Source organism: Enterobacter vonholyi (genome assembly GCF_008364555.1).
In the GTDB taxonomy this organism is placed as follows: domain Bacteria; phylum Pseudomonadota; class Gammaproteobacteria; order Enterobacterales; family Enterobacteriaceae; genus Enterobacter; species Enterobacter vonholyi.
Genome location: NZ_VTUC01000006.1, coordinates 600897 through 625816, shown reverse-complemented (window position 1 = coordinate 625816; position 24920 = coordinate 600897). Strand labels below are relative to the sequence as shown.

Below are 24920 nucleotides of genomic sequence, written 5' to 3'. Positions count from 1 at the left end.
ATTGTGCAATTTATCATCGTTGCGAAATGTAGGCCGGGTAAGCGCAGCGCCACCCGGCAAGAAGGGCGGCTACTTTATTAAAGCCCGCAGTGCCTGACGTGCGTCAGGCTGAACATCATGCGGGTGCTGGTAATCAATGTTCTCTATCGCGCGGCTATAGAGTGCGACCAGCCAGTCGTACACGTACGCGGTGGCCGCATGTACAGGCTGTTCTCCCAGGCGCGTCAAACGAGGCTCGGCGCTGCTGACCACCGGCGTGACGAAGATGGCCTGGCCCTTGCGGATGCGGCTTGCCGGACGTGTTGCCACGGGCGTTTGGTCGTAACCCAGCCAGCCAACGAAATTGCCCATCACGGCATGCAGCTGTGCTGCGCTACTTTTATCCGCTTCGACAATGCGCTGAAGCTGTTGAGGCAGATCCAGCCGGTAGCTGGTGACGACCAGCACGTCCGCGATTTGCTGTAACACCTCAGGATCCAGCCCAAGACGGGCGGCGGTCGCCTCGTTGCGGCTCCACTGGCGCAGATGATTTATCCAGACTCGGTGCGCGAGACGCGCTTTGTCTTTTGTCTGGAACAGGCCAGTGCTTTCCTGCGCGTTCTCGGCAAATAGATCAATAGTGTCCGTAAACAGCCCGTTCACCTGCTCCTCGCGAGGCTGCTGAACGGCGAGCAGCGTTTCAAAGGCTTTCAGAGGCGGCAGCAGGCCTTCAAGCAGTTCGCCGTGGCGGGCGGCGCTGCTTTGCAGCATGCGCACCATGTTTTCCGCCTGAGCGCGTCTTGTCCCCGGTTCTTCAACCAGCGGTGCCAGATAGCTTTGCATCAGAGCCGACAGCTCCTGACGCAGCGCGTTTTTCAGCGTGCCGAGACGTTTCTGTCGCTGCGCGGGCAACGTGGCCTGAGACAGCCATTCGATGACGCGCTGCATGCTGTGGCTGTCCAGCGCCTGCAGCGTGCCCCAGCGTAAACCCGGCTTTCCGAGCAGATGCTGTACGGCTTCATCGAGATTTTGCCGGGTAGTAAAGCGGGCGTCATGCGGGGTTATCGCCCACACCAGCCCCGGCAGGGCAGATTCTTCAGCAGGGTGCGTCTCCTTCACCCAGTTCATTAACACTTTTGCTTTTTTGGCCGTCTGTTCGTGCTGTGCCGTCGCGTTGCAAATCACCAGCACATCCGGCTGAAGCTGTTGACGGTAATGTTCAAGAAGCCACTGGGATTTTGCCTGGCGTAGCGGGTCGGCACGGTTATCTTCAAAAATCGGAATATCAATAATATCGACGTTATCCAGAGTCCCGTTCTCAACCGGCAGCACCAGCTCGCGGGTCAGGAATGCCAGCACGTCGACCGGGATGCTGATGGCGTTAAGCATTTCACCGCTATTCAGCGGATGAAGCAGCGTCTCCTGCGCGTCCTGAAGGTCTAACGCGCCGTCGTGCGTCAGGAACCCTTCACCCGGCAGCCCAAAGCTGTCCACCAGCAGGCTAAGCGGGGCAGCAAGATCGCCGGCATGGCTGGTCTGGTGCAGCACATGGGCCAGTTTTAACCACTGCTGGGTCAACTCCTGCTGCTCGCCCCAGAGCAGCGACCAGACGCTGGCTCGCGTGCTGAGATCGAGAGAAGGTACCAGTTGGGCAAACTCATGCCACAGGGCATCATCAATTTGCTGCTTAGCGGCGGGAACCGTGCTTTGCCAGAAGCGGGCAATCGTTCCCACTTCCTGAGCCGTGATGCCGGGCACGCTCTGCGGCTGGCGCAGCCCGCGCCACTTCTCCAGACGTGTCTCAATGACCGCTTTATCCACCGCGCGCATCTGTGGATGGAGGGTCGTACGGACAATAAACAGCTGTACCAGCTCGGCCTCGGTGACAAGACTCAGACGCAGCGGGAACGCCTCATCCGCCACCTCCGTGTTTTCACGGGTAAAGCGGACGGCCATGTTGGTCAGGGCATGTCCCGGATTGATATGCGAAAAATAGTCAAAGGTGCGCTGGCCCGGCGTCACGTTCAGGCGTCCATTACCGCTGCCGCAAAGAGACAACAGCAGGTGAGCTTTCGCGCTCTGCGAATGGCCGTAAAGCCCAACGCTGCTCTGGCGGGTCATGGCGCGTTCAATGGCCTGCTCCCGGGCCTGCGCCGCGTTGATGCGGGCAAGCAGGGCGTCGGCATCGTTATCCAGCACAGGGGCGTTCAGGCGCGTCTCATTAATCCACCCAATTAAGGCCTGAGTGGTGGTCGTCGTCGCTGTCATTTCAGGTATACGCTCCCGCTGTCGATCCAGTAGTGGCTACCGCTGTGTCGGCGATCGGCCAAAGTATTCAGTTTGAAGGTTAATGCGTCAGGCGCAACAGGCGTGCCGTCCTGCAGCCAGGCATCGCTCAGCTCGAAGGCCTCCGGCCCCTCCTGCTTGCTGCCGCCGCAGAGCCTGAGCCGCACGTTCAGCACGCCGTCACCGGCAATGGCTTTCGCCAGTTCAGCCGAGTTGATGCTGAGCGTGTAGAGCGGCGTGGCGGGCCAGCGCGCGTTCGCCAGCTGGCGGAAGCCGAGAGTCACGTTACCGCGCAGCGGGAAGTGCAGACGCGCGTCAAGCTTCGCGCCGGGTTTATCCAGATCGATATCCTGGTACCAGACGTTTTCCTCGCGCAGGGTATTGACGGTGTTATCTAGCACGCCCAGATAGCGCACGGTGGAATACGCGCCAATGTCCGCAGCTTTAAAGTTAAAGCGCGGCAGGCGCAGGTCAAGCGCCAGGCTGCAGAGCATGGCCCCGACTGCAGCTGTCGATTTCGGATTGCCAATGCGCCCCTGCTGGCTGAACGGATACCACTCATGTACCTGGTATTTATCCAGCCAGACGATGCGGTTGACCGGCACCGGCTGCAGATGTCGAATGAGCGCCTGCACACCGGGCAGGCAGCCGGGGCGTCCGGTGATCAGCAGAATATCGCAGCTGTAATGTGAAATCGCCTCACACACCGCGTGCAGCGGGGAGGCCAGCGTAAACTGCCCGGCCAGCATCGCATCCTGCATTTCGCGGAAGCTGACGTGCAGCGGCACGGCGAACAGGTCGAAAGCGTCAGAGCCCGCAGGCAGGGCATGATCGATCGCCTGCTGCAGGTAGTTCATCACGTTGCGCGTCGGCTTCTGCGGCAGGAGATCGCCAAAGGTGGCATGCAGACCGGCCAGCGGATCGTCAACGTCGCTCGATTCCCACGCGGCAAGAATGGCATGGCCAATCGGCATAAAGAGCTGCAGCGCCGTCTGCTGGCGGAGTACGGCCTGGGTATCAATACGCCCGGAGTCGCCGAACAGCGAGGCCATCAGCAGCGAGGCATCAGCAATACCGGATTTCTGCAGCTGCGTTTGCAGCGCGGGCAACACGTAGCGCTGAATCACGTCCAGAAGCGTATCGTCGCCCGCGACCTTAAATCCTTCACGGAACAGCAGCTGAGGGGTGATTTTGACGTTATTGCCGGAACCGTCGTCCAGCTGATAATGGGTGATCGCCATATCCGTTGTGCCGCCGCCGATGTCGATGGACGCGACGCGCAGCGCGCGGCCCGGCTGGCTACCCGGCTCAGGCTCGCGGTCCGGACGGGCCAGAGAGGCGAAGAAGGCTTCGGTCTGGCCGCCAAAGCGGGAGATGGCTTCGTTATACAGCCAGACCAGCTGACCGCAGCTGGCTTCATCCCACTCCATCTGGATTTCAGGAACCGGCACCACGCTTTTATCCTGCTGTTTGCGGGTGACAAAATCCTCATCCTGCGGGTGCCAGCCCATCGCTTTCCAGACGATGGCGATGGCTTCAAACATGCGGCGACGGAAAATCTCGCGCTCCTGCTTTGGCATGGCGGAGGGCAGCGTCAGGATCAGCGTGCGCAGCTGGCGCGGCGACGCCGGGAATCCCAGACGTAAGCGCGTGGCGACGCTGTTGATCTGCCCCAGCGCCTGCGCCAGCAGCTCGCACAGCATGTGGGTCATCAGGGTGCTGCGGCTGTATTGCGGAGAGAAGACCGGCAGCCGCTCGTCCTGCGGCAGCGTGAAGAGCGGCTCGCCGTCATCGTTCATCAGGTTCATCAGCGGAAACGCGGTGGCAAGCGGCTCACGCTGGGTCTTGCTGTTCATCTGGCTAAAGCGCCAGTCCTGCACGACCGGGGTTTCATCCCACAGGTAGCGACGCGGGCTCGAGATGCCGCTGTTGCCTTCGGTCCCCAGACGCTGCATCGCCAGCTTGCGGGCTTCATCACCAACGCGAACAATGGACGGCCAGACAAAGGCATCTTCGCGACCGCTTTCGACCGAGAAGTGCTGCTTGCCAAAACGCGCTTCCGAAAACTCGAGACGGCTGGTGAACAGCGGCGCATTCAGGAACTGCGGCTCGCTTAGCGAGCGAACCTGCAGCTCGGCGGTCTGGCGCAGGCCATCGTTGGCATCGCCGTGGTCTTCTATGATAACGCCACAGGTGTGGGTATTGCCCACGTCGAGGATCAGATCGACCGGAATGGCAGGCGTGCTGAGCGTATGGGTTACAAATTTCACTTCCGGCACGGTGAGCTGTTCACCGAGCATGGTCATCAGGTTGAGCCAGTGGGCCTGATATTCAAAACCGCGCATCGCCTGCTGGAGATCGCGTTCTGAGCGGTTTTCGACACCGTCGGCATACTGGGTAAATGCCTCGCGCAGCCAGCCGTCAATCCACGTCTGGTCGAGGAAGCTTTCAACCTCATTGTCTCGCCAGGCCAGCGCGAAACGGGTCCCGTTCAGAATATCGTTTTCAACCGGGGAAAGGGCGGAGGTGGCGTGTTCAGCAATCTGGCTGTCAAGGGCGAGCGTGACGCGGTGCGTATTGCCCGCCGTGTCGGGTGTATCCAGCCTGCGCACCTGAACGCGGGCCCAGTTATCCGGCCCCTCAACGAAGGTTCGCGGCGGGTTGAAGCGCAGGAACGGAACTGGAAGCCAGACGCCGTCCAGCACCGCCAGGGACTGATGCAGCGGAATGGTGGTTTCCGGCTTAACCACTTCAGGCTGCCCGCCGTTCGTTCCCGGCAGGGTATAGCGCCCGTCAACCAGGTCGAAATCGAGTCGCAAAAGCGGGCCGTTCGCGGTTTTACGTACGAAGCGCCCGTTGCTGGCGGTGTCCTGCGGCGTCAGACCGAAATCAAGGAACTGCACGCCGCTGTTGGCAATAAGCGTGACGCTTTGTTTATAGTCGCAAAGATTTACCAGCATAGGATCAGGCACCTGCTTTCTTGAACGTCAGTGGAACGACGGTATTGGCATCATAACGGGCGCGACATTCTGCGATATCGCTGGCGCCTGCTTTACAGGCAACTTCCGGCATCGGGTAGCGAGAACCGTCAGTGCAGCGGGCAGTACCGCGACTTTTAATCATCAGCTCGCCGTTGCTGTGCAGCCCGGAGAAGACCTCCGCGCGGCAGACGACGTTGTCGCCATGGACAACCCGGGCGAAGCCTTTATTGTTCTGGATCTGATAGCGCATTGAAGGCGGCTTGCCGGTGACCGGATCTTTCACGTCGAGAACCGCACGCCAGGTACCGTTCAGGAAACGCGTCGATCCCGCTTTCACCTGATTCGCTTCCATCACCATGGCATCTTTCGGGATGGCGACAATCACCACCGGGACAGGCTGTGGCGCAGGCGCCGGAGCAGGCTCTTTTTCTTTGTTCGCCAGCACCTCTGCCTGATGCAGCGGCAGTTTCATCGCCAGCGGCTCAACCGCTTTGATCGGCTTTGGCGCAATCTCGACGGGTTCTGGTGCGGGCGCCGGTGCGGGCTCAGCGGAAGGCGACTGTTTTGGCCATAGCAGCGGTGCGGCAATGGCGGCAACGATCGCGACGGCAACCGGCAGCGTCCACAGGGGAACACGACGTTTTTTCGCGACGATCGGCAGAGCAGGTTCCTGAGCGGGTTGCGCAACCGCCGGGGCTGGCTTTGGCTCATACAGATCTTCCGGCGTGATGCGCACCACCGTGGAAGGGGCGATCAGAGGCTCGTCGGCGTGTTCAAAGGCTACAACCGGTTCTGGCTCAGGCTCGGGCTCAGGATCTTCAATCACAACGGGGGCAGGCTCAGGGACCAGCGATTCTCGCAGGCAGTCGAGAACATCGTCGCGCGCATTTTCGTTCAGGTTTACAAAGCCCCAGAAGCTTATGACAGGCTTTCCGTCCACCAGGAAGAGGAAGTTTTCACCCGGGAACTGAAACGCCTTTGACAGCAGAGAGCCAAAAAGCTGCTGCGCGGTTTTGGGGGACTGGAGGCATTTCTTGCTTAACGACTCAACGCTGGCGAGCGTGTTTTCCAGATAGCGCAGGGCGCGATAGCGGTCATCTTCATCTGCCGCTTTCCAGCTGGTTACGCTCCCTTCAACGGGGGAATACCAGTCCACGCGGTCACCGCTGTCGTTGACCTGAGGGATCGCCAGACAGTCGACGATGGCCTGTTGTTTGCGCAACCGGAGCGCTTCCCGGATTTGTAACGCTGATTCAAAAACGGCTTGTCCGCCGCCGCCAACGGCCTGAAAGTCATCCAGGTTACCGCTGCGTAAAAGAGTTTTTGCCACGATTTGATCCCATATACTTCTTCACACCGTTACTTTAACGAAACGAGGAAGCAACCAAACGGGGGAAGAGACGCTAAAAGGGCCGATTTCTTGCGGCATAGAAAGTGACGGTTGTGCTTGACGAATAATGGCACTTAAGGCAAATCATCTTTTTGGGCGCTGGCGGTTAAAACAGCAAAAAACGCGGCTTTAGAATAACCTGATAGTGTTTCGTTATTTGCCAGGTCAAAACGCCTGTGCTGTTATTACTGTCCTATATAATAAAACTGTCAGGGTTATAACCATGTCTACAGGGAAAACACTGCTCGCTCTTGCGCTGAGCGCGCTGTTACCAGCCGGTGCCGCATGGGCGGCAAACAACGACACCCTTATTTACTGTTCTGAAGCGTCCCCCGAGTCCTTCAACCCGCAAATCGCCAGCTCTGGCCCGTCTTTTGTGGCCAGTTCTCAGGTACTGTACAACCGCCTGATCAATTTCGACCCGGTGAAAAACACCCCGGTGCCGTCGCTAGCAGAGTCCTGGACAATCTCGCCGGACGGCAAGACTTATACCTTTGCCTTGCGCAAAGGGGTGAAGTTCAACAGCAATAAATATTTCAAACCGACGCGCGACTTTAACGCCGATGACGTTATTTTCTCGGTCATGCGTCAGAAAGACCCTAAACACCCATATCACAACGTGTCGCAGGGCAACTACGAATACTTTAACGATGTGGGTCTCGATAAGCTGATCCAGGACGTTAAAAAGGTCGACGATTATCACGTTCAGTTCACCCTCAGCGAACCCAACGCCGCGTTTCTGGCCGACTGGGGGATGGATTTCGCCTCCATTCTCTCCGCCGAATACGCCGACGCGATGCTGAAAAAAGGCACGCCTGAAAACGTAGACACCTGGCCGATTGGTACCGGGCCGTACGTCCTGCAGCAGTATAAGGTAGATTCGCTGATCCGCTACGTCGCGAACCCGAACTACTGGGAAGGCGAAGTGCCGACGAAGCATCTCATCTTCTCCATCACGCCAAATGTAGAAACCCGCCTGGCGAAGCTGCAGACCAACGAGTGCCAGATTATTCCTGCGCCATCCCCGGTTCAGTTTGATGCCATTAAGAACAACAAAGACCTGACGCTGCACTCGGTCGATGCGCTGAACGTCGGTTATCTGGCGTTCAACACAGAGAAAAAACCGTTCGATAACGTGCTGGTGCGTCAGGCGCTTAACTACGCGACCGACAAGAAGGCCATCGTTAATGCGGTCTTTATGGGATCGGGCACGGTGGCAAAATCGCCGATCCCACCAAATATGCTGGGCTTCAATAAAGACCTGAAGGACTACAGCTACGATCCTGAAAAAGCGAAAGCCCTGCTGAAGCAGGCGGGTCTTGAGAAGGGCGCGGAAGTCACGCTGTGGTCAATGCCGGTTCAGCGTCCTTATAATCCGAACTCGCGTCGTATCGCAGAGATGATCCAGAGCGACTGGGCTAAAGTCGGCGTTAAAGCCAAAATTGTCTCTTACGAGTGGGGTGAATATCTCTCCGGAATGCGTAAAGGCGAACATGACACCGCGCTGTTTGGCTGGATGTCCGATAACGGCGACCCGGACAACTTCGCCGATGTGTTGCTCGGCTGCAACAGCATTAAAACCGGCTCAAACGCCGCGCGCTGGTGCGATAAGGGGTATGATGCGCTGGTGCAAAAAGCGAAGCTGACCAGTAACCCGGCCGAGCGCGCGAAACTTTACGGCCAGGCGCAGGAGATTTTCTACCAGCAGGCGCCGTGGATCGCGCTGGCCAACGGGAAAACGTTCTACGCGACCCGCAGCAACGTGACCGGATACAGCGTGAGCCTGATGGGCAGCGATTTCTCTAAGGCGAAGCTGAACTGATCGTTTGCCCGGTGGCGCTGCGTCACCGGGCACATAACAAGGAGTGACAATGTCACATTTAAATGAAGTTATCGCCCGCGTCGATGCCGCCATCGAAGAGAGCGTGATTACCCACATGAATGAACTGCTGATCGAATTAAGCGATGATGCTGAGCTCAGTCGTGAAGATCGCTATACCCAGCAGCAGCGTCTGCGCACCGCGATTTCGCACCACGGTAAGCAGCATAAAGAGGAGATGGACGCGCGTGAGGAACAGCTGACGAAAGGCGGCACCATAATGTAACGTTTAAAACTGGCGTCGCGCCACCAGCCAGGCTCCGACCACCAGCATCACCGCGCCGCACACCGGGCCAATCAGGGCGCGCAGCGGAATGCCATTGCTCCTCAGCACGTCCATCACCAGCCCGCCAATCAGCTGGCTTGCTACCAGCACGGCGATAGTCGTTGCCGCGCCAACGTTCTGATATCCGCTGATGCTGGCAAACACGAAAAACGACCCCAGCAGCCCCGGGATAAGCGTCCACCAGCGAACCGTTGCGGCCAGCTCGCTGAATCCGGCGACGCCCTGTTTCAGCAGCAGAATGCTGACAAACAGCACAATGCCGACCAGGGAGTTCAGCAGCATCGCGATGAGAATGGTGGAGGAGGACTGGGTGATACGCACCATCAAGGTGTTTTGCACCACCAGACCAATTCCCGCCGCCACCAGAAACGCCAGCGTCAGCGACTGATTCATGGGATAGCGTCCGGTTCGCTGCGCTCGTCCAGCTGCAGCTGCATAAAGGTTAAGTCCAGCCAGCGGCCAAACTTGGTTCCCACCTGCGGCATCTGCCCCGTGGTGACAAAGCCGAGCGTTTCGTGGAGGTGAATCGAGGCATGGTTTTGCGCTTCAATCCCGGCCACCATCACGTGTTTACCGATGGCGCGGGCCTCGTTAATCAGCGCGATCATCAGCGTGCGGCCAATGCCTTTTCCCTGGTGTTCCGGGTGGATGTAGACCGAGTGCTCAACCGTATGACGAAAACCGTCGAAGGCGCGCCAGTCGCCGAAAGAGGCGTAGCCGGTAATCACGCCGTCTTTTTCGCTTACCAGAACCGGGTAACCCGCGAGAGTGCGTGCCTCAAACCAGGCGATTCGGTTATCGGTATCGACGGTTTTATCGTTCCAGATCGCGGCAGTATGCAGCACCGCGTGGTTGTAAATCTCTCCTATCGCAGCGCAGTCTTCTTTGCAGGCATGACGAACGATCATGATTAAACCTCTGTGTGTTGTTCACTATAGTGTTACGTTGTGGCTACGATATTACACAACCGTATAGCTCGAACGCTACGGCATAAGCCATATTTTTTTGTTATCAAAAGCCCATTGAAATGCTCTTCATTCACTATAGTATGACGTCATGAACACCATAACAGACACGATGAATCAACGGATTAGCGCAAGAATTCGCCTGGAGCGTGAGTCTCGCGGGTGGTCCCTGAGCGAGCTGGCCGACCGGGCAGGCGTCTCCCGCGCCATGATCCACAAGATTGAACGCGGAGACAGTAGCCCGACGGCCACCTTGCTTGCCCGCCTGTCCGGCGCGTTTGGCATCAGCATGTCAACGCTGATTGCCCGGGCCGAAATGCAGGAGGGCAAGCTGCTGCGCCTTGCAAACCAGCCCGTCTGGCGAGATCCGCAGACGCACTACCTGCGCCGCCATGTTTCTCCCCGCACCGATCTGCCCATCGACCTTGTTCAGGTTGAACTGCCTGCGGGCAGCGATGTTCCGATGCCTGCCTCTTCTTACGCGCTGGCGCGTCAGCTTATCTGGCTCCAGTCCGGTGAGCTGGTGTTTCAGGAGGGCGACACTCGCCATGAAATGCACGCCGGAGATTGTCTCGAGCTGGGGCCGCCAAATGACTGCCGGTTCATCAACGAAACGAATGAAACCTGCATCTATCTGGTTGTACGGCTTAACCAGTCCGGCTCGTAATGCTAATGCGATAACGCCGATCGTGAGCCAGGCTGTAATAACATTTGTACCAGAAGGAGATCCTGATGAATCAACCTGTTTCGCAAAATCGCCGCTGGGTGCTGGCCTCTCGTCCTCAGGGCGCGCCGGTGGCGGAAAATTTTCGTCTGGAAACGCAGCTTGTTCCAGCCCCTGTTGAGGGGCAGCTTTTGCTTCGTACCGTCTGGCTGTCGCTGGACCCGTACATGCGGGGGCGCATGAGCGATGCGCCATCCTATTCACCGCCGGTTGAGCTGGGTGCGGTGATGGTGGGAGGAACGGTCAGCCGGGTTGAGCAGTCAAATCATCCCGATTTCAAACCGGGTGAATGGGTGCTGGGCTACAGCGGCTGGCAGGAGTATGAACTCTCGGACGGCAGCGGCCTTGTGAAGCTGGGCGAAAATCCGTCTCATCCTTCCTGGTCGCTGGGGATACTGGGTATGCCGGGCTTTACCGCCTATATGGGGCTACTGGATATCGGGCAACCGAAAGCGGGTGAAACGCTGGTGGTGGCTGCGGCGACCGGTCCGGTTGGCGCGACCGTCGGGCAGATCGGCAAAATCAAGGGTTGTCGGGTGGTTGGTGTGGCCGGTGGCGCGGAGAAATGCCGCCATGCCGTTGAGGTTCTGGGGTTTGACCTGTGTCTGGATCATCACGCGGCCGATTTTGCCGACCAGCTGAAGCACGCCTGCCCGAAAGGAATTGATGTCTATTATGAAAACGTCGGCGGAAAAGTATTTGACGCCGTGCTGCCGTTACTCAATACCTCCGCGCGCGTGCCGGTATGCGGTCTGGTAAGCGGCTACAATGCGACGGGCTTGCCCGAGGGGCCGGATCGCCTGCCGCTTCTGATGGCGACCATCCTGAAGAAACGCATTCGTATGCAGGGCTTTATCATCGGACAGGATTACGGGCACCGCATTAAGGAGTTCCAGGAAGAGATGGGGCGCTGGGTGCAGGAGGGGAAAATCCACTATCGCGAACAGGTAACGGACGGGCTGGAGAACGCCCCCGAGGCGCTGATTGGCCTGCTGGAAGGACGAAACTTCGGCAAAGTCGTGATTCGCGTCGCGAGTGACAATAAATAAACAGCAATATGGCGGGGGTTCCCGCCCTATTTATTTGTGAAGATACGATATATTGTCTTTAATTACTGGACATAGCTTTTCGCGCCATCATCCCGGATGAGCCCGAAAACGATAAAAAAACAAAATTTGCTTTTTTTGCTGTTTTTACGTACTCCCACCACCAGGCATGACGATACAGGATATATCGGACCAGCGCCGTTTTATTAAAACTGGCGTTTAAAAATAGCATTAAGTTTTAGCTACAGGAATTCCACATGCTTGATTTGGATCACTTAGAAAAAGCCCAAAGGGTCAGTCTTACTATGCAAGTTGAACTCAGTTTGAAAGGAGCGTTAATTACAGGCTCACTCAAACCTGGGGCACGACTGATTACGAAAGAAATTGCCGATAAATTAGGAACCAGTATTACCCCTGTTCGCGAGGCGCTTTTGCGCCTGGTGTCATCAGGGGCATTACACGCCACGCCCGCGCAGGCATTTCTGGTCCCGGAGGTTACGCTGGAGCGCTATAACGAGATTAACGCCATAAGAAAACAGCTTGAGCCAATGGCGGTTGCCGCAGCCTGTCGGAATATGTCTGATAGCAAACTGGAGGCGTTGCGCAAATTGTCGGAGGCCTTCCATGAGGCCATGCGCAACGGGAACGTCCAGCAGGCGTTGCATGCGAATCGCGTCTTCCGGTTTACGCTGTATCAGTATGCGGAAATGCCTACGCTTAATGCATTAATTGAGCAGCTCTGGGTGCGCATCGGGCCCTGTATGAACTATCTGCATCAGGAGCTTAACGATATCAAAGCCTCGACATATCACTATGACGAACTCCTTTCCGCCCTTGAGAGAAGAGATGTTGTTGCCTGCCAGAAGGCGATTGATAAGGTGATTGATGAAGCGAATTTGCTTTTACAGCGACAATATTTTAACTAAGAGATTATTTAGCAGGGCGACTATATTTCGCACCTAATTATTTATCCGGTGAATAACTCCTGATGGTTTATTGCCATCAGGAGCGTTATTTCATTAATCAAATAAACTTTTCTTTTAGCTTACTCGAAGCGATAAGAGACCGACAGCCCGACCCCGTAGTTACGGCCAGGTGCAGGCTCGTAATAACGACCGTTAGACTCGTTGACAATAACCGAGCCCGCGTACTCTTTATCGAACAGGTTATCGACGCGGCCAAAGACGTCCATGCCCCAGCTGCCGTAGTTGAATTTGTACCCTGTGTTCAGCCCGACCACCGTATACGACGGCGCTTTCGCCGTATTCTCGTCGTCGGCCATGATATCGCTCATGTAACGCACGTCCGTGCCCGCGTACCAGCCTTCCTCCGGCTGCCAGCCAAACGAGGCGAAACCCATATTGCGGGCAATACCCGGCATCCGGTTACCGTTACAGTCTGCGTCGCTGCAGACGTTAGTCCGGTAGGTGGCATCCAGATACGTCCACGCCATCTTCAGCTTCAAGTTCTCAGCAAACTGCTGATCGAGGGAAACTTCCACACCCTGACGACGAGTTTTCCCGGCATTTTTATAGGTTGTGCGGCCGCCTGAACTGGAGTCCACCACGATCTCGTCATCCGTATCGGTGCGGAACAGCGCCGCCGTCAGCAGGCCGTTGCCGATTCGGGTTTTGCTGCCCACTTCATACGTATTGTTGGTGGACGGCTGCAGCCCAATGTTGAGGCCTCCCTGGTTATCGGCGCGATAGGAGAGCTCGTTGATGGTTGGCGTTTCGAACCCACGCCCTGCGGCAGCGTAGAGGTTCCATGCGTCCGTCACCGCATACTTCACGGAACCGGCCGGAAGCCATTTGTGATAGCTCGCGTCACCGCTGTCATCACCGTTGCCCGGCGTAACGTAATGATCGTTGGAATCAAACCAGACCGAACTGTAGCGCACCCCCGCATCAACAGAGAGTTTCTGCGTCAGCTGCCAGCTCGTTTGCAGGTAAGGGTCAACGTTCCACATCAGGTTACGTTCGTATCGACGCTTATCACCCTTCACGCCATAGTCCGGCACGCCATTGCTCATCACGAAGTTCTCGTAACCGCGACGATCTTCACTCAGGTTTTCATAGTTCAGACCGGTGGTAAAAGTCACCGGTACCAGCAGCTCGCCGCGGTGCGTCCAGCGGGTATCCACGCCCTGATAGTGGCGCTGCATATCAATCACGCCGCCGGAATGGGAGGCTTTTAGCTGCGGCTGATACGGAATCGACTGGTACTGCGTCATTTCACGCTCGCCGGCGTACATCATCACGCTCAGGTCGTCCTGAGTGCTGAGCTGGCGATCGTAGCGCAGACCGGCCTGGGTCTGCTTGATGGTCTTGCGGGTGTTGTACTGGTCGCCGCGCGGAGACTGACGCGGATTGTTCTGCCACTCCTGATAGCTCAGCCCGCCCGGATCGTTGGCCTTCATGTCCACGCTGTTGAAAATCAGCGTCAGCTTGCTGACGTCGTCAATGCGCACGCCCAGTTTGGCGTTAGCGAGGTTTTTCCGTGCGCCGCTGTGGTCGCGGTAACCTTTGGTGGTGAAACGGGTGGTGGAAACGGTGTAATCCACATCGCCCGCGTGGGTGCCATCACCCATCGCGCCGGTGGCTTTCATGCCGTAGCGCCAGGTACCGTAGCTGCCGTAATAGCTGCTGGCTTCAATGGTCGGCGGCTGCTGACCGGTCTGGGTGTTGATGTTAATCACGCCGCCGGAGGCGTTGCCGTACAGGGCAGAGAAGGGGCCGCGCAGCACTTCAACGCTCTCCACGCTGGAAAGATCGATGTTGGACGTCTGGCCCTGTCCATCCGGCATGGTGGCAGGGATACCGTCGACATACATACGGATACCGCGCACGCCAAACGTTGAGCGGGCACCAAATCCGCGCATCGAAAGCTGGAGGTCCTGGGCATAGTTCTGACGGTTCTGAATTTGCAGCCCGGGTACGCTGCCAAGGGATTCAGACAGGTTGATGCGCGGCGCGGCCTGGCGCATGTCATCGCCATTAACGACGCTGACCGCTGCCGGTGTATCGAGTTCCGATACGGTTTGCGGCGTGGCGCTGACGATCATGGTTTGTTCTTCCGCGCTCATTGCGGTGAGCGGCGCAGAAATAACAGGAACCAGCAGCAGCGGGAGAGAAGCCTTACGGGCAGAAATGATTTTCATGAATAAAACCGGTTGTGGTATGTAAACGAACCAAATGGAACATGTCCATATATGTTAAAGGTTTTGTAAAAGTTTTGAAAACTATAACCGCACATTGCGTTAATGGAAGGCGAAGCGGGAAAGAAAAACTCCACATTTAACACATTAATGATTACTATTCTCATTATCAAAAGGCAATGCCATGACGTTGTCTGCCGGAAGTGATGTCAGCCCAAACCCCACTTTTCAGAAAAGGAATTGTTATGTCTTTACGTCATCTGTGCTCACCGCGTCTGAGCCTGTCACTGCTGTCTGCCACTTTACTGCTTGCCGGGACGTTCCAGGTGCATGCCGCCGAAGAGGTGCTGCGTAAAGCGGTGGGCAAAGGGGCGTATGAAATGGCGGTCAGCCAGCAGGAGAATGCGCTGTGGGTGGCGACCTCGCAAAGCCGTAAAACCGATAAGGGCGGAGTGGTCTACCGTCTTGATCCGGTCACGCTGGACGTGACGCAGGCGATCCATAGCGATCTCAAGCCCTTTGGTGCCACCATTGACAATGCGACCCAAACGCTGTGGTTCGGCAATACGATCAACGGCGCGGTAACCGCGATTGATGCTAAAACGGGTGACGTAAAAGGGCGGCTGGTGCTGGACGGGCGTCAACGCAGCGAAACCGTCAAACCGCTGCAGCCGCGCCAGCTGGTGGCGGACGACGCGAGCAACACCATTTACATCACCGGTGTCGGTAAAGAGAGCGTGATTTGGGTGGTGGATGGCGCCACGCTGAAGCTAAAAGAGACCATTGCCAATACCGGTACTTACAGCACCGGCCTGGCGCTGGATGGGCAGGCGAAACGTCTGTACACCACGAATGCGGACGGCGAGTTGTTAACCATTGATACGGCCACGAACAAAATCCTGAGCCGTAAAAAAGTGCAGGATGACGGGAAAGAGCACTTCTACCTGAACCTGAGCCTCGACACTGCCGGGCAGCGCGCGTTCCTGACCGATTCAAAGCAGCCGGAAGTGCTGGTGGTGAGCCTGAAAGACGGTAGCGTGATCGAGAAAATATCCGCGCCTGAGTCACTGGCGGTCCTGTTTAACCCAGCCCGCAATGAAGCCTATGTGACGCACCGTGAAGCCGGCAAGGTGAGCGTGATAGATGCGAAAACGTATAAGGTGACTAAAACGTTCGACACGCCGGTCTACCCGAACAGCCTGGCGCTCTCTGCGGATGGCAAAACCCTGTACGTGACGGTGAAGCAAAAATCGACTCGCCAGCAGGAAGCTACCCAGCCTGACGATGTCATTCGTATCGCGCTGTAAGATAAAAAAAGGGAAGGCATTTGCCTTCCCTTTTTAATGCTTACCGGATGCTTAACGCGAGGTTTCTTCCACCAGCGGCGCGTCGTGTTTTTCATCATCAGGATGAACCGGCGCGGTGCTGTGAATTTCATGAACGCGTTTACGCACGCCGAACCAGCCCGCAATAAGCAGCACGGCCAGCAGCGGAATGGTCGCGATGGTGTAGGTGCCGTTCGGGTAGTCGAACGCCATCAGCACCAGCACGCTGAACAGGAAGAGCAGGGTGAGCCAGGAGGTCACCGGCGCGCCAGGCAGCTTAAAGCTGACGTCAGCGGCTTTGCCTTCTTTAATCGCTTTGCGCAGACGCATCTGGCAGACCACGATAAAGCCCCAGGACGCGATAATCCCGAGTGCCGCCACGTTCAGAACGATTTCGAATACCTGAGACGGTACCAGATAGTTCAGGAATACGCCGAATACGTACACTACCAGCGTCGCCAGAATACCGGCGTACGGCACGTGCTGCTTGCTCATCTTCGACATGAATTTCGGCGCAGAACCGCCCATCGACATGGAGCGCAGGATACGACCGGTAGAGTAAAGGCCGGAGTTCAGGCTGGAGAGCGCCGCGGTCAGGACCACGATGTTCATGATGCTGCCAACGTAAGGCACGCCCAGCTTAGAGAAGAAGGTCACGAACGGACTCTGACCCGCCTGATAGGCAGTCCACGGGAGCAGCAGAACCAGCAGCACCACTGAACCGACGTAGAACAGACCGATACGCCAGATCACGCTATTAATGGCTTTTGGCACCATGGTCTGCGGGTCTTTACATTCCCCAGCTGCGGTACCCACCAGTTCGATAGAGGCGAAGGCGAACACGACGCCCTGAACCAGCACCAGCGCAGGCAGCAGACCGTGCGGGAAGAATCCACCGTTATCGGTTATCAGGTGGAAGCCGGTGGCATTGCCGTCCAGCGGCTTACCGCTGCCGAGGAAGACGGTACCCACGACCAGGAACACCACTATGGCCAGTACTTTTACCAGCGCAAACCAGAACTCCATCTCCGCGAACCACTTCACGCCGATCATGTTCATGGTGCCGACAATCGCCAGCGCGCCAAGCGCAAAGACCCACTGTGGCACATCGCCAAACGCGCCCCAGTAGTGCATATACAGCGCTACGGCGGTGATATCGACGATACCGGTCATTGCCCAGTTGACGAAGTACATCCAGCCCGCAACGTAAGCGGCTTTTTCACCGAGGAATTCACGGGCATAAGAGACGAAGCTGCCGCTGGAAGGGCGATGCAGTACCAGCTCGCCCAGCGCGCGTAGAATGAAGAAAGAGAAGATCCCGCACACCAGATAGACCAGGGCGAGAGCCGGGCCAGCCATCTGCAGGCGTGCACCAGCACCTAAAAACAGACCCGTTCCGATAGCGCCGCCGATGGCGATCATTTGAACCTGACGGTTGCCCATCGCTTTGTGGTAGCCCTCTTCGTGGGAGTTCAACCAGCGACGTTTAGCAGCGTGATGATCGGCTGCGCTTTTATTGCTTGTTTTCATTGAGTTACCTGTTTGCCTGTCTGAACCATTATCGTGATAGTCCTGCCTGGCAGAGCGCAATACAAACGATTGCTTCTGCGCAAACACATGTCGCCTTCCCAGTCATTCTGCGTATGGATAAGGCGAAACATGGCGAGGCATCCTACCTGCAATTCATAAGCGACGCAAAATATAACCGTGCCGAAAGTGATGCACGTCGAAGGAAATCGTGTGGTCAGAGCAGACGGGGATCACAACACGCTGAATCGTGATGAGTTTTTAGTCAAAACAATCGCGAGGTTGATTATTTAATCATCAGAATATCTTAATTATTACCAGATGGTATAAATTGGGGTTACCTCAGAGCACCCGCCGTTAACATGAAACGGTAACAGGCGGGTGACGGATCTTCGATAACGCACAAAAATAATCTCAGGCTTCACAGACCCCGAACGGCTAACCGCCAAAAACGGCAATCGCCTGCTTAAGGCGCGTCGTGCGCTCCGTCAGGTGATTCGCGGCGTGAGTGACGTTATCCACCATCCCCGTATTGTTGTGGGTCATTGCACCGATACGGGAGATGGATGCGTTGATGAGCGTCAGCGCCTGGGTTTGCTCCTGCGTGGCGTGGCCGATCTCCTTAATCAGGGAGGAGACACGCAGCACGTTGTCGATCATAACCGTCAGCTGCGTTTCGGTCTGTTCCACTTTCTCCACGCCAGCGTTGACGCTGGCGACGTTTTTCTCGATCAGCGCTTTGATCTCTTTTGCCGCCGTCGCGGAGTGCTGCGCAAGATTACGCACTTCAGCCGCCACCACGGCAAAACCGCGCCCGGCTTCACCCGCACGCGCCGCTTCAACGGCAGCGTTCAGCGCAAGAATGTTAGTCTGGAAGGCAATGCGATCGATAACGCTGATAATATCAACGATCTGGCTGTTATCCTGCGACACGGACTGCATCATACCGATGGTCTCTTTCATCATCGCTTCACCGCGGTGTGCGCTGTCGCTGGTGCGATCGGCCATCTGGATCGCCTCGTTCGCGGTTTCGGCCGTCTGCTTCACCGCGCTGGCAATCTCTTCTACTGCCGACGCGGTTTGCTGCAGAAAGTCTGCTGTTTCTTCAGAGCGCGTCTGTAGCGCCGCACCTTCTTTGGCAACCTGCTGGCTGATGGTGCTAATTCCGCTGATTTGCGCCCCGACATCGTCAACCAGCGAATTCAGGTTCAAACCTGATTGATTCACCAGGCGCATCATCAGCCCGATGTCATCGATCCTGTCAAAATGGTAATAGTCCGTTTTACGTCCTGAAACCACGCGCTGCATCTGTTGCACAATGGATTTTAACGGACTGGCGATCTGCGCATGAAGATAATAACCCAGGGAAGTAAACAGCAGCACCAGACTTGCCGATTGCACAAATTTATCAGGAAATAAATACACGGCCAGACAGGAGAGTAACGCCGTCGTCGCAATACCAAGATGGATTCGTTTACGGGTGCTGAGACATTTAAAGAGCGAGATAAATGAAAATAAACCGCGTCGAACCAGCAATCCTTTATAAAAACGGTAATGTTTTAATTCGTTATTACGCACTTTTGTATAGAGTTTTTCACTGGTCGCAATCTCCTCGCGTGTGGGTTTATTTCGCACGGAAATATAGCCCGTCAGGGATCCGCCCTGCCAGACCGGCGTCACGTTTGCTCGCACCCAGTAGTGATCGCCATTATTACGACGATTCTTCACCAGCCCGGTCCAGGTCTCACCTTGCTGCAGGGTAAACCACATGTCGCCAAACGCTTCGGCAGGCATGTCGGGATGGCGGATGAGGTTATGCGGCTCGCCCAAAAGATGCTCTTCTTTATATCCGCTGGCTTCAATAAAAGCGGAATTAGCGTAGGTAATATGACTTTTTGTATCGGTGGTCGACATTAACGTCGAACCATCGTTAAGTAAATACTCGTTTTGTGTAACGGGAGTGTTACGCCTCATGAGTAACTCCATGATGATGTGCAAGAATAAAAAACATCCGGAAAACGCTCCGGCAAGATGAGTGTGATTATTTTTTATAACTGTCTTCTGCTTATTCTCTCTGAAATTTTGACTGCCTGAAATACCCACTGTTCATTATTTTTAATCTGTTAATTTTGTCGGATGTAATAAAAATGAAAATATTTTCAGGGGCATTTTGGGATGGCGATGCAAATAAATGACATAACCCAAACTGCAAGAGGGAGATCGTCACTGTGGAAAAATTGTCATGCTGAAATAGCGTTTCGTTAACAGGATGAAAACGCTATCATTTGGTCAGTTTTCGTTAACACAGTGAGGCGGAGGTGAAAATTAACGTCATCGGAACCAGCGGGAGCGGAAAAAGCACGCTGGCGAAGCAGATTGCGACCGCGCTGTCTATTCCCTGTATCGAGATGGACAGACTCTACTGGCAGGCTGACTGGCAGGGCACGCCGGACGATGAGTTTCAAGAAAAGCTGGAGCAGGCGCTACAGGCTTCGCCAGACTGGGTGCTCGACGGAAACTACAACCGTACGCGACCGGTGAAATGGCGCAATGTAGATGTGGTGGTGTGGGTGGATTATGGGTTTGCCCGCACCCTCAGGCAGGCGGTCACCCGAGCAATAAAACGGGCCTGGCATAAACACGAGCTTTGGCCCGGAACGGGAAATAAAGAGAGTTTCCGGCGCGCGTTCTTCAGCAGAGAATCCATTATCATCTGGACGATCAAAACCTGGCGTAATAACCGCACGCGCTATGAAGCCGATCTGCAAAACCCGCAATACAGCCATATTCGCTTCGTCCGCATTACCCGTCGGGAGCAGGTGGAAACGCTGATCGCCTCCTTAAAGTCTTATTCTTAGCATGGTTTTATATATCTGATTTCCGGCAAACTAAATGTAAATTAATTGTTTCTCAGTGGTGAAATGCGCCTTTAATAATGTCGACATGTTAAGTCAAACGAGAACGCAACATGTCATGGCGAATCAGCATTCTGGATAAAAGCCCCATCGCTGAAAACGAAACGGCTGCCGATGCGCTGGCGCGTACCCTGGCGCTGGCGCAGCAGGCAGAAAATCTGGGCTATCACCGCTTCTGGATTGCCGAACACCACAACACCCCACAGCTTGCCAGCCCTGCGCCGGAGCTGCTGATTGCCTGGATCCTCGGACAGACCACGCGCATTCGCGTTGGCTCTGGCGGCGTGATGCTACAGCACTACAGCCCTTATAAAGTCGCCGAGAATTTCAACGTGCTGGCCGCGCTGGCGCCTGGCCGCGTCGATCTCGGCGTCGGGAAAGCCCCCGGCGGATTACCGCTCTCAACCCGCGCGCTGCAGCAGGGCCTGAATCAACAGGAAAAGGGCAGCTTTGCAGAACAGCTGGCTCAGCTCGATCGCTGGATCCGTCCTGAGCATCAGTCTAATGAAGAGGCCGTCCGCGCCACGCCGCTGCCGCCGTCGCCTGCTGAGGGTTTCCTGCTGGGCGCGAGTATCGATAGCGCGCTGCTGGCCGCCGGGCTCGACTGGAACTTTGTGTTTGCCGCGCACCTGAACGGCGATCCGGACCTGCTGCGCGAGGTGGTATCGACCTGGCGTAAGAACAGCGCGCGGGACGTGATAGTGGCGGTACAGGCGATCGTCGCGCCGACGCAGGCCGAAGCAGACGCGCTGGCGCAGAAGGTCGAAGTGTGGGGCGTTGAGCTGGCAAACGGACAGCGTGTCACCGTGGCCAGCGAAGAGCAGGCCTACGCGTTTGCGCGCCAGGCGGGCAGCGAGCCGGTGCGCATTGCACGGCGCGCGCAGTCGCTGCTGGCGGGCACCGCTGATTCGGTTCTGGAACAGCTCAACGCGCTGCATCAGCAGTGGGGCATTGACGAATTTATCATCGACACGCCTGTAGCGGAGGGAGCAACGCGCGTCGCGTCGCTGCGCCTGCTTGCCGAGGCGCATCTTAACAAGGAGGTCACCGTATGAGCTTTGGCGAACAGCTGATTGCCTGGCGTCGCGAACTGCACCAGAACCCGGAGCTGTCCGGCCAGGAGGTCGAAACCACCGCGCGCCTGCGCCAGTGGCTGACGAATGCCGGGATCGCCCCGCAGCCTTACGACCTGTCGACCGGGCTGGTGGCGGAAATCGGGACGGGCAGCAGGCTGGTTGCGCTCCGGGCAGATATCGATGCCCTGCCGATAGAAGAGCGCAGCGGCGTGCCGTTCAGCTCGCAGCGTGCAGGGGTGATGCACGCCTGCGGACACGATATTCACACCAGCGTTATCCTCGGTGCCGCGTTAAAGCTGAAAGAGCGGGAAGCTTCGCTAAACGGCCGGGTGCGGATCCTGTTTCAGCCTGCCGAAGAGAACTTTGGCGGTGCGAAGAGCATGGTGCGCGCCGGTGCCCTGCGTGACGTCAGCGCGATTTTCGGCATGCACAACGAGCCCGGCCTGCCGGTCGGTGAGTTCGCCACCCGCGGCGGGCCGTTCTATGCCAACGTCGACCGCTTTGTGATCCGCATTACCGGTAAAGGCGCGCACGCCGCGCGTCCTCACGAAGGCAACGACGCCATTGTGCTGGCAAGCCAGCTGGTGACGGCGCTGCAAAGCGTCGCCAGCCGCAACGTCAACACGCTGGATTCGGTGGTGCTGAGCGTGACCCGCATCGCGGGCGGTAACACCTGGAACGTGCTGCCGGAAAGCGTCGAGCTGGAAGGCACGCTGCGCACCCATCGCACGGAAGTGCAGCAGAATGTGAAAGCCCGCGTGGGTGAAATCGCCGCCGGGTTTGCCAGCGCCTTCAGCGCGCAGATTGATATCACCTGGTATGCCGGGCCCACCGCGCTGGTGAACGACGAGCGCTGGGCCGATTTCGCCACCTCGGTCGCCAGAGAAGCAGGCTACGAAACCCGGCACGCCGAGCTGCATATGGGCGGGGAAGATTTTGCGGTCTATTTGCAGTCAGTTCCCGGCGCGTTTGTCAGCATTGGCAGCAACAGCCCGTTTGGTTTACATCATCCGGCCTTCAACCCGGATGAAGCACTGATTGAGCCCGCTGCCCGCTATTTTGCACAGCTTGCGGAAAAAGCCCTGCAACACGTTTAATTCAGGAGAGGTAAATATGTCTGCAACCCGACAACTGCGGCTGGGCACCATTCTGCATGGTGCATCCGGAAATATGTCCGCGTGGCGCCATCCTGCGGCGATCGCCGACGCCAGTATTAATTTCGACTTCGTGAAAGCGACGGCGTTAAAGGCCGAGGAAGGTAAGCTCGATTTTCTCTTTGTGGCCGATGGTCTCTATATTAACGAGAAATCGATCCCTCATTTTCTGAATCGTTTTGAACCGTTAACCGTGCTTTCCGCACTGGCCAGCATCACCTCGCGCCTGGGACTGGTGGGAACCTTATCCACCTCCTACAGCGAGCCCTTTACCACGGCGCGCCAGTTTGCCAGCCTCGATCACCTCAGCAACGGCCGCGCGGGCTGGAACGTGGTGACCTCGCCGCTGGAAGGGTCGGCGAAGAACTTTTCCCGCGAAAAACACCCCGAACACGCGCTGCGCTATCGCATTGCCGATGAGTATCTTGACGTGGTGAAAGGGCTGTGGGATTCCTGGGAAGGCGACGCGTTTATCCGCAACAAAGAGAGCGGTCAATTTTTTGACCCGGCCAAACTGCATACGCTCGATCACCACGGTGACTTCTTCCAGGTCGCCGGTCCGCTGAATATTGGCCGCACGCCGCAGGGTCGCCCGATTGTCTTTCAGGCCGGGGCGTCGGACGACGGGAAAAAACTGGCGGCGAAACATGCCGACGCCATTTTCACCCACCACGAGACCTTCGACGAGGCAAAAGCCTTTTATCAGGACGTAAAACAGCAGCTGGAAACAAACGGCCGCCGCGCCTCGGATCTCCATATTTTCCAGGGCGTCAGCGTGATTGTGGGTAAAGACGCCGATGACGTGGAAAATCAGTACCAGACCACGGCGGCGCTGGTGTCGATTAACGACGCCCTCAATTACCTCGGACGCTATTTTGAACATCACGATTTCAGCCAGTATCCGCTCGACGAGCCGTTCCCGGATATCGGCGACTTAGGCAAAAACAGCTTCCGCAGCACCACCGATGAAATTAAGCGTAATGCCCGAGAGCGCAACTTAACCCTGCGTCAGGTGGCCCTTGAAGCCGCTTCGCCTCGTCCACGCTTTTCCGGTACGCCGGAAGAGGTAGCCGATGGTCTGCAGGCCTGGTTCGAAGGCTATGCCGCAGACGGCTTCATCATTCAGGGCGGCACGCCGGACACCTTCCCGCGCTTTGTTGACCAGGTGGTACCTGTTCTGCAGGCCCGCGGCCTGTTCCGTACCGACTACCCGGGCACCACGCTGCGCGAAAGCCTTGGCTTAGACCAACCGAAAAACCAGTACACACAACAATAAAAGAGAACCCCGCTATGCAGAAATCATCGCTTGTTCTGGCGCTCGCGCTGGCCTTTACCCCTGCCGTCTGGGCAGAGAACGTCAATATTAACGGCACCGGCGTGAGCATTGAGGCCAATAAAACGCCGATTAATACCGCCAAAAACAATGATGCGGTGGCACAGCTGCCGAAAGACTATCGCTTTGCCGTGCCGGGGAAATTTACCGTGGCGGTGGCGGGCCTCAATCAACCGCCGCTGACGGTTTTCTCCGACGACAACAAAACGCTGCTGGGAAGCGAGGTTGACGTCGCCCGTCTGGTCGCCGACAGCCTGGGGCTGGAGCTGAACGTGGTGCCAACCTCCTGGGAAGACTGGCCCCTGGGCGTGGCGTCCGGGAAATACGATGCGGCCATCAGCAACATCACCGTCACCAAAGAGCGTAAAGAGAAGTTTGATTTCGCCACCTACCGGAAGGACTCCCTCGGCTTTTATGTGAAATCCACCAGCCCGATTACGTCGCTGCAGAAGGCGGAAGACATTGCCGGGCTGCGGATTATCGTCGGCTCCGGCACCAATCAGGAGGCCATCCTGCTGGCATGGAATGCTGAAAATCTGAAGAAAGGACTGAAGCCCTTTACCCCGATCTATACCAAAGACGATGCCGCCCAAACCCTGGCGCTGCAGTCCGGGCGCGCGGATGCCTACTTTGGTCCGAACGTGATTGGCGCATGGAAAGCGGCGCTGAACGGGAAAACCAAACTGGTGGGTAGCGTCGACGGCGGCTGGCCGAAGGCGGCGCACATCGCGGTGACGCTGAAGAAAGGCAGCGGGCTGGTTGAGCCGGTGCAAACCGCGCTGAATGGCGTCATCAAAAACGGCGATTACGACAAAGTGCTGAACCGCTGGGGTGAAGGGGTTGAGCGCATTCCTCAGTCAGAAGTGAACCCGGCAGGCCTGGGTGATTAAGGAGGCG

Annotated in this window: 17 protein-coding genes and 1 pseudogene; 10 read left to right on the top strand and 8 right to left on the bottom strand. The window is 56.9% G+C overall.

The window, feature by feature from the left end:
* Nucleotides 1-69: 69 nt before the first annotated feature.
* From F0319_RS11645 to F0319_RS11635, 3 genes are read right to left on the bottom strand one after another with little or no spacing between them, the layout of a single operon-like run.
* Nucleotides 70-2247: a virulence factor SrfC family protein gene (locus tag F0319_RS11645; protein WP_149366991.1), complete on the bottom strand. Its 2178-nt coding sequence runs from the start codon at nucleotides 2245-2247 to the stop codon at nucleotides 70-72.
* A complete protein-coding gene (locus tag F0319_RS11640) occupies nucleotides 2244-5225 on the bottom strand; it encodes a virulence factor SrfB (protein WP_149366990.1) in 2982 nt (993 codons plus the stop codon). The genes F0319_RS11645 and F0319_RS11640 overlap by 4 nt, the downstream gene beginning before the upstream one ends.
* Before the next feature lie 4 nt (nucleotides 5226-5229).
* Nucleotides 5230-6576 carry an SrfA family protein gene (locus F0319_RS11635; protein ID WP_149366989.1) on the bottom strand — a complete coding sequence of 449 codons (1347 nt, stop codon included), beginning with the start codon at nucleotides 6574-6576 and terminating at the stop codon, nucleotides 5230-5232.
* A gap of 283 nt (nucleotides 6577-6859) precedes the next feature.
* Between F0319_RS11635 and F0319_RS11630 the strand changes: the two genes are divergently transcribed.
* Both F0319_RS11630 and F0319_RS11625 read left to right on the top strand, forming a co-directional pair.
* Entirely contained in the window at nucleotides 6860-8458 is a 1599-nt protein-coding gene (locus F0319_RS11630; protein WP_149366988.1) for an ABC transporter substrate-binding protein, read from the top strand.
* A gap of 49 nt (nucleotides 8459-8507) precedes the next feature.
* Nucleotides 8508-8741: a YdcY family protein gene (locus F0319_RS11625; RefSeq protein ID WP_115875267.1), complete on the top strand. Its 234-nt coding sequence runs from the start codon at nucleotides 8508-8510 to the stop codon at nucleotides 8739-8741.
* A 3-nt stretch (nucleotides 8742-8744) separates the two neighbouring features.
* On the opposite strand, the gene F0319_RS11620 is transcribed toward F0319_RS11625, so the two are convergent.
* Both F0319_RS11620 and F0319_RS11615 read right to left on the bottom strand, forming a co-directional pair.
* On the bottom strand, nucleotides 8745-9194 hold the full coding sequence (locus F0319_RS11620) for a DMT family transporter (RefSeq protein WP_032656841.1): 450 nt from the start codon (nucleotides 9192-9194) through the stop codon (nucleotides 8745-8747).
* A complete protein-coding gene (locus F0319_RS11615) occupies nucleotides 9191-9709 on the bottom strand; it encodes a GNAT family N-acetyltransferase (protein ID WP_149366987.1) in 519 nt (172 codons plus the stop codon). The genes F0319_RS11620 and F0319_RS11615 overlap by 4 nt, the downstream gene beginning before the upstream one ends.
* 148 nt (nucleotides 9710-9857) lie before the next feature.
* Here F0319_RS11615 and F0319_RS11610 point away from each other — a divergent pair, with 148 nt between their 5' ends.
* The 3 genes from F0319_RS11610 (at nucleotide 9858) to F0319_RS11600 (ending at nucleotide 12462) form a co-directional block, all read left to right on the top strand.
* Complete coding sequence (locus F0319_RS11610) at nucleotides 9858-10433, top strand: helix-turn-helix domain-containing protein (protein ID WP_008501301.1); 576 nt, start codon at nucleotides 9858-9860, stop codon at nucleotides 10431-10433.
* A 65-nt stretch (nucleotides 10434-10498) separates the two neighbouring features.
* Nucleotides 10499-11539 (top strand): NADP-dependent oxidoreductase, encoded by a 1041-nt coding sequence (locus F0319_RS11605; RefSeq protein WP_149366986.1) that lies wholly within the window; start codon nucleotides 10499-10501, stop codon nucleotides 11537-11539.
* Between the two features lie 254 nt (nucleotides 11540-11793).
* Nucleotides 11794-12462 carry a GntR family transcriptional regulator gene (locus F0319_RS11600; RefSeq protein WP_111963665.1) on the top strand — a complete coding sequence of 223 codons (669 nt, stop codon included), beginning with the start codon at nucleotides 11794-11796 and terminating at the stop codon, nucleotides 12460-12462.
* Nucleotides 12463-12581: 119 nt separating this feature from the next.
* Here F0319_RS11600 and pqqU read toward each other — a convergent pair whose 3' ends face one another.
* Nucleotides 12582-14696, bottom strand: coding sequence for a TonB-dependent receptor PqqU (gene pqqU, locus F0319_RS11595; RefSeq protein WP_149366985.1), 2115 nt, complete (start codon nucleotides 14694-14696; stop codon nucleotides 12582-12584).
* Nucleotides 14697-14938: 242 nt separating this feature from the next.
* Between pqqU and yncE the strand changes: the two genes are divergently transcribed.
* Nucleotides 14939-16000: a 7-bladed beta-propeller protein YncE gene (gene yncE, locus F0319_RS11590; protein WP_111963663.1), complete on the top strand. Its 1062-nt coding sequence runs from the start codon at nucleotides 14939-14941 to the stop codon at nucleotides 15998-16000.
* Nucleotides 16001-16051: 51 nt separating this feature from the next.
* Here yncE and ansP read toward each other — a convergent pair whose 3' ends face one another.
* Nucleotides 16052-17548 (bottom strand): L-asparagine permease, encoded by a 1497-nt coding sequence (gene ansP, locus F0319_RS11585; protein ID WP_111963662.1) that lies wholly within the window; start codon nucleotides 17546-17548, stop codon nucleotides 16052-16054.
* A 435-nt stretch (nucleotides 17549-17983) separates the two neighbouring features.
* Nucleotides 17984-19519 (bottom strand): methyl-accepting chemotaxis protein, encoded by a 1536-nt coding sequence (locus F0319_RS11580; protein ID WP_111963661.1) that lies wholly within the window; start codon nucleotides 19517-19519, stop codon nucleotides 17984-17986.
* A 344-nt stretch (nucleotides 19520-19863) separates the two neighbouring features.
* Here F0319_RS11580 and F0319_RS11575 point away from each other — a divergent pair, with 344 nt between their 5' ends.
* The 4 genes and pseudogenes from F0319_RS11575 (at nucleotide 19864) to F0319_RS22345 (ending at nucleotide 24913) form a co-directional block, all read left to right on the top strand.
* Nucleotides 19864-20403, top strand: coding sequence for an AAA family ATPase (locus tag F0319_RS11575; protein ID WP_115875251.1), 540 nt, complete (start codon nucleotides 19864-19866; stop codon nucleotides 20401-20403).
* 110 nt (nucleotides 20404-20513) lie between these two features.
* A complete protein-coding gene (locus F0319_RS11570; protein WP_111963659.1) occupies nucleotides 20514-21515 on the top strand; it encodes an LLM class flavin-dependent oxidoreductase in 1002 nt (333 codons plus the stop codon).
* Entirely contained in the window at nucleotides 21512-22633 is a 1122-nt protein-coding gene (locus F0319_RS11565; RefSeq protein ID WP_111963658.1) for an amidohydrolase, read from the top strand. Before F0319_RS11570 ends, F0319_RS11565 begins: the two co-directional genes overlap by 4 nt.
* A 16-nt stretch (nucleotides 22634-22649) precedes the next feature.
* Nucleotides 22650-24913: pseudogene (locus F0319_RS22345) on the top strand (NtaA/DmoA family FMN-dependent monooxygenase).
* The last annotated feature ends 7 nt before the right edge of the window (nucleotides 24914-24920 follow it).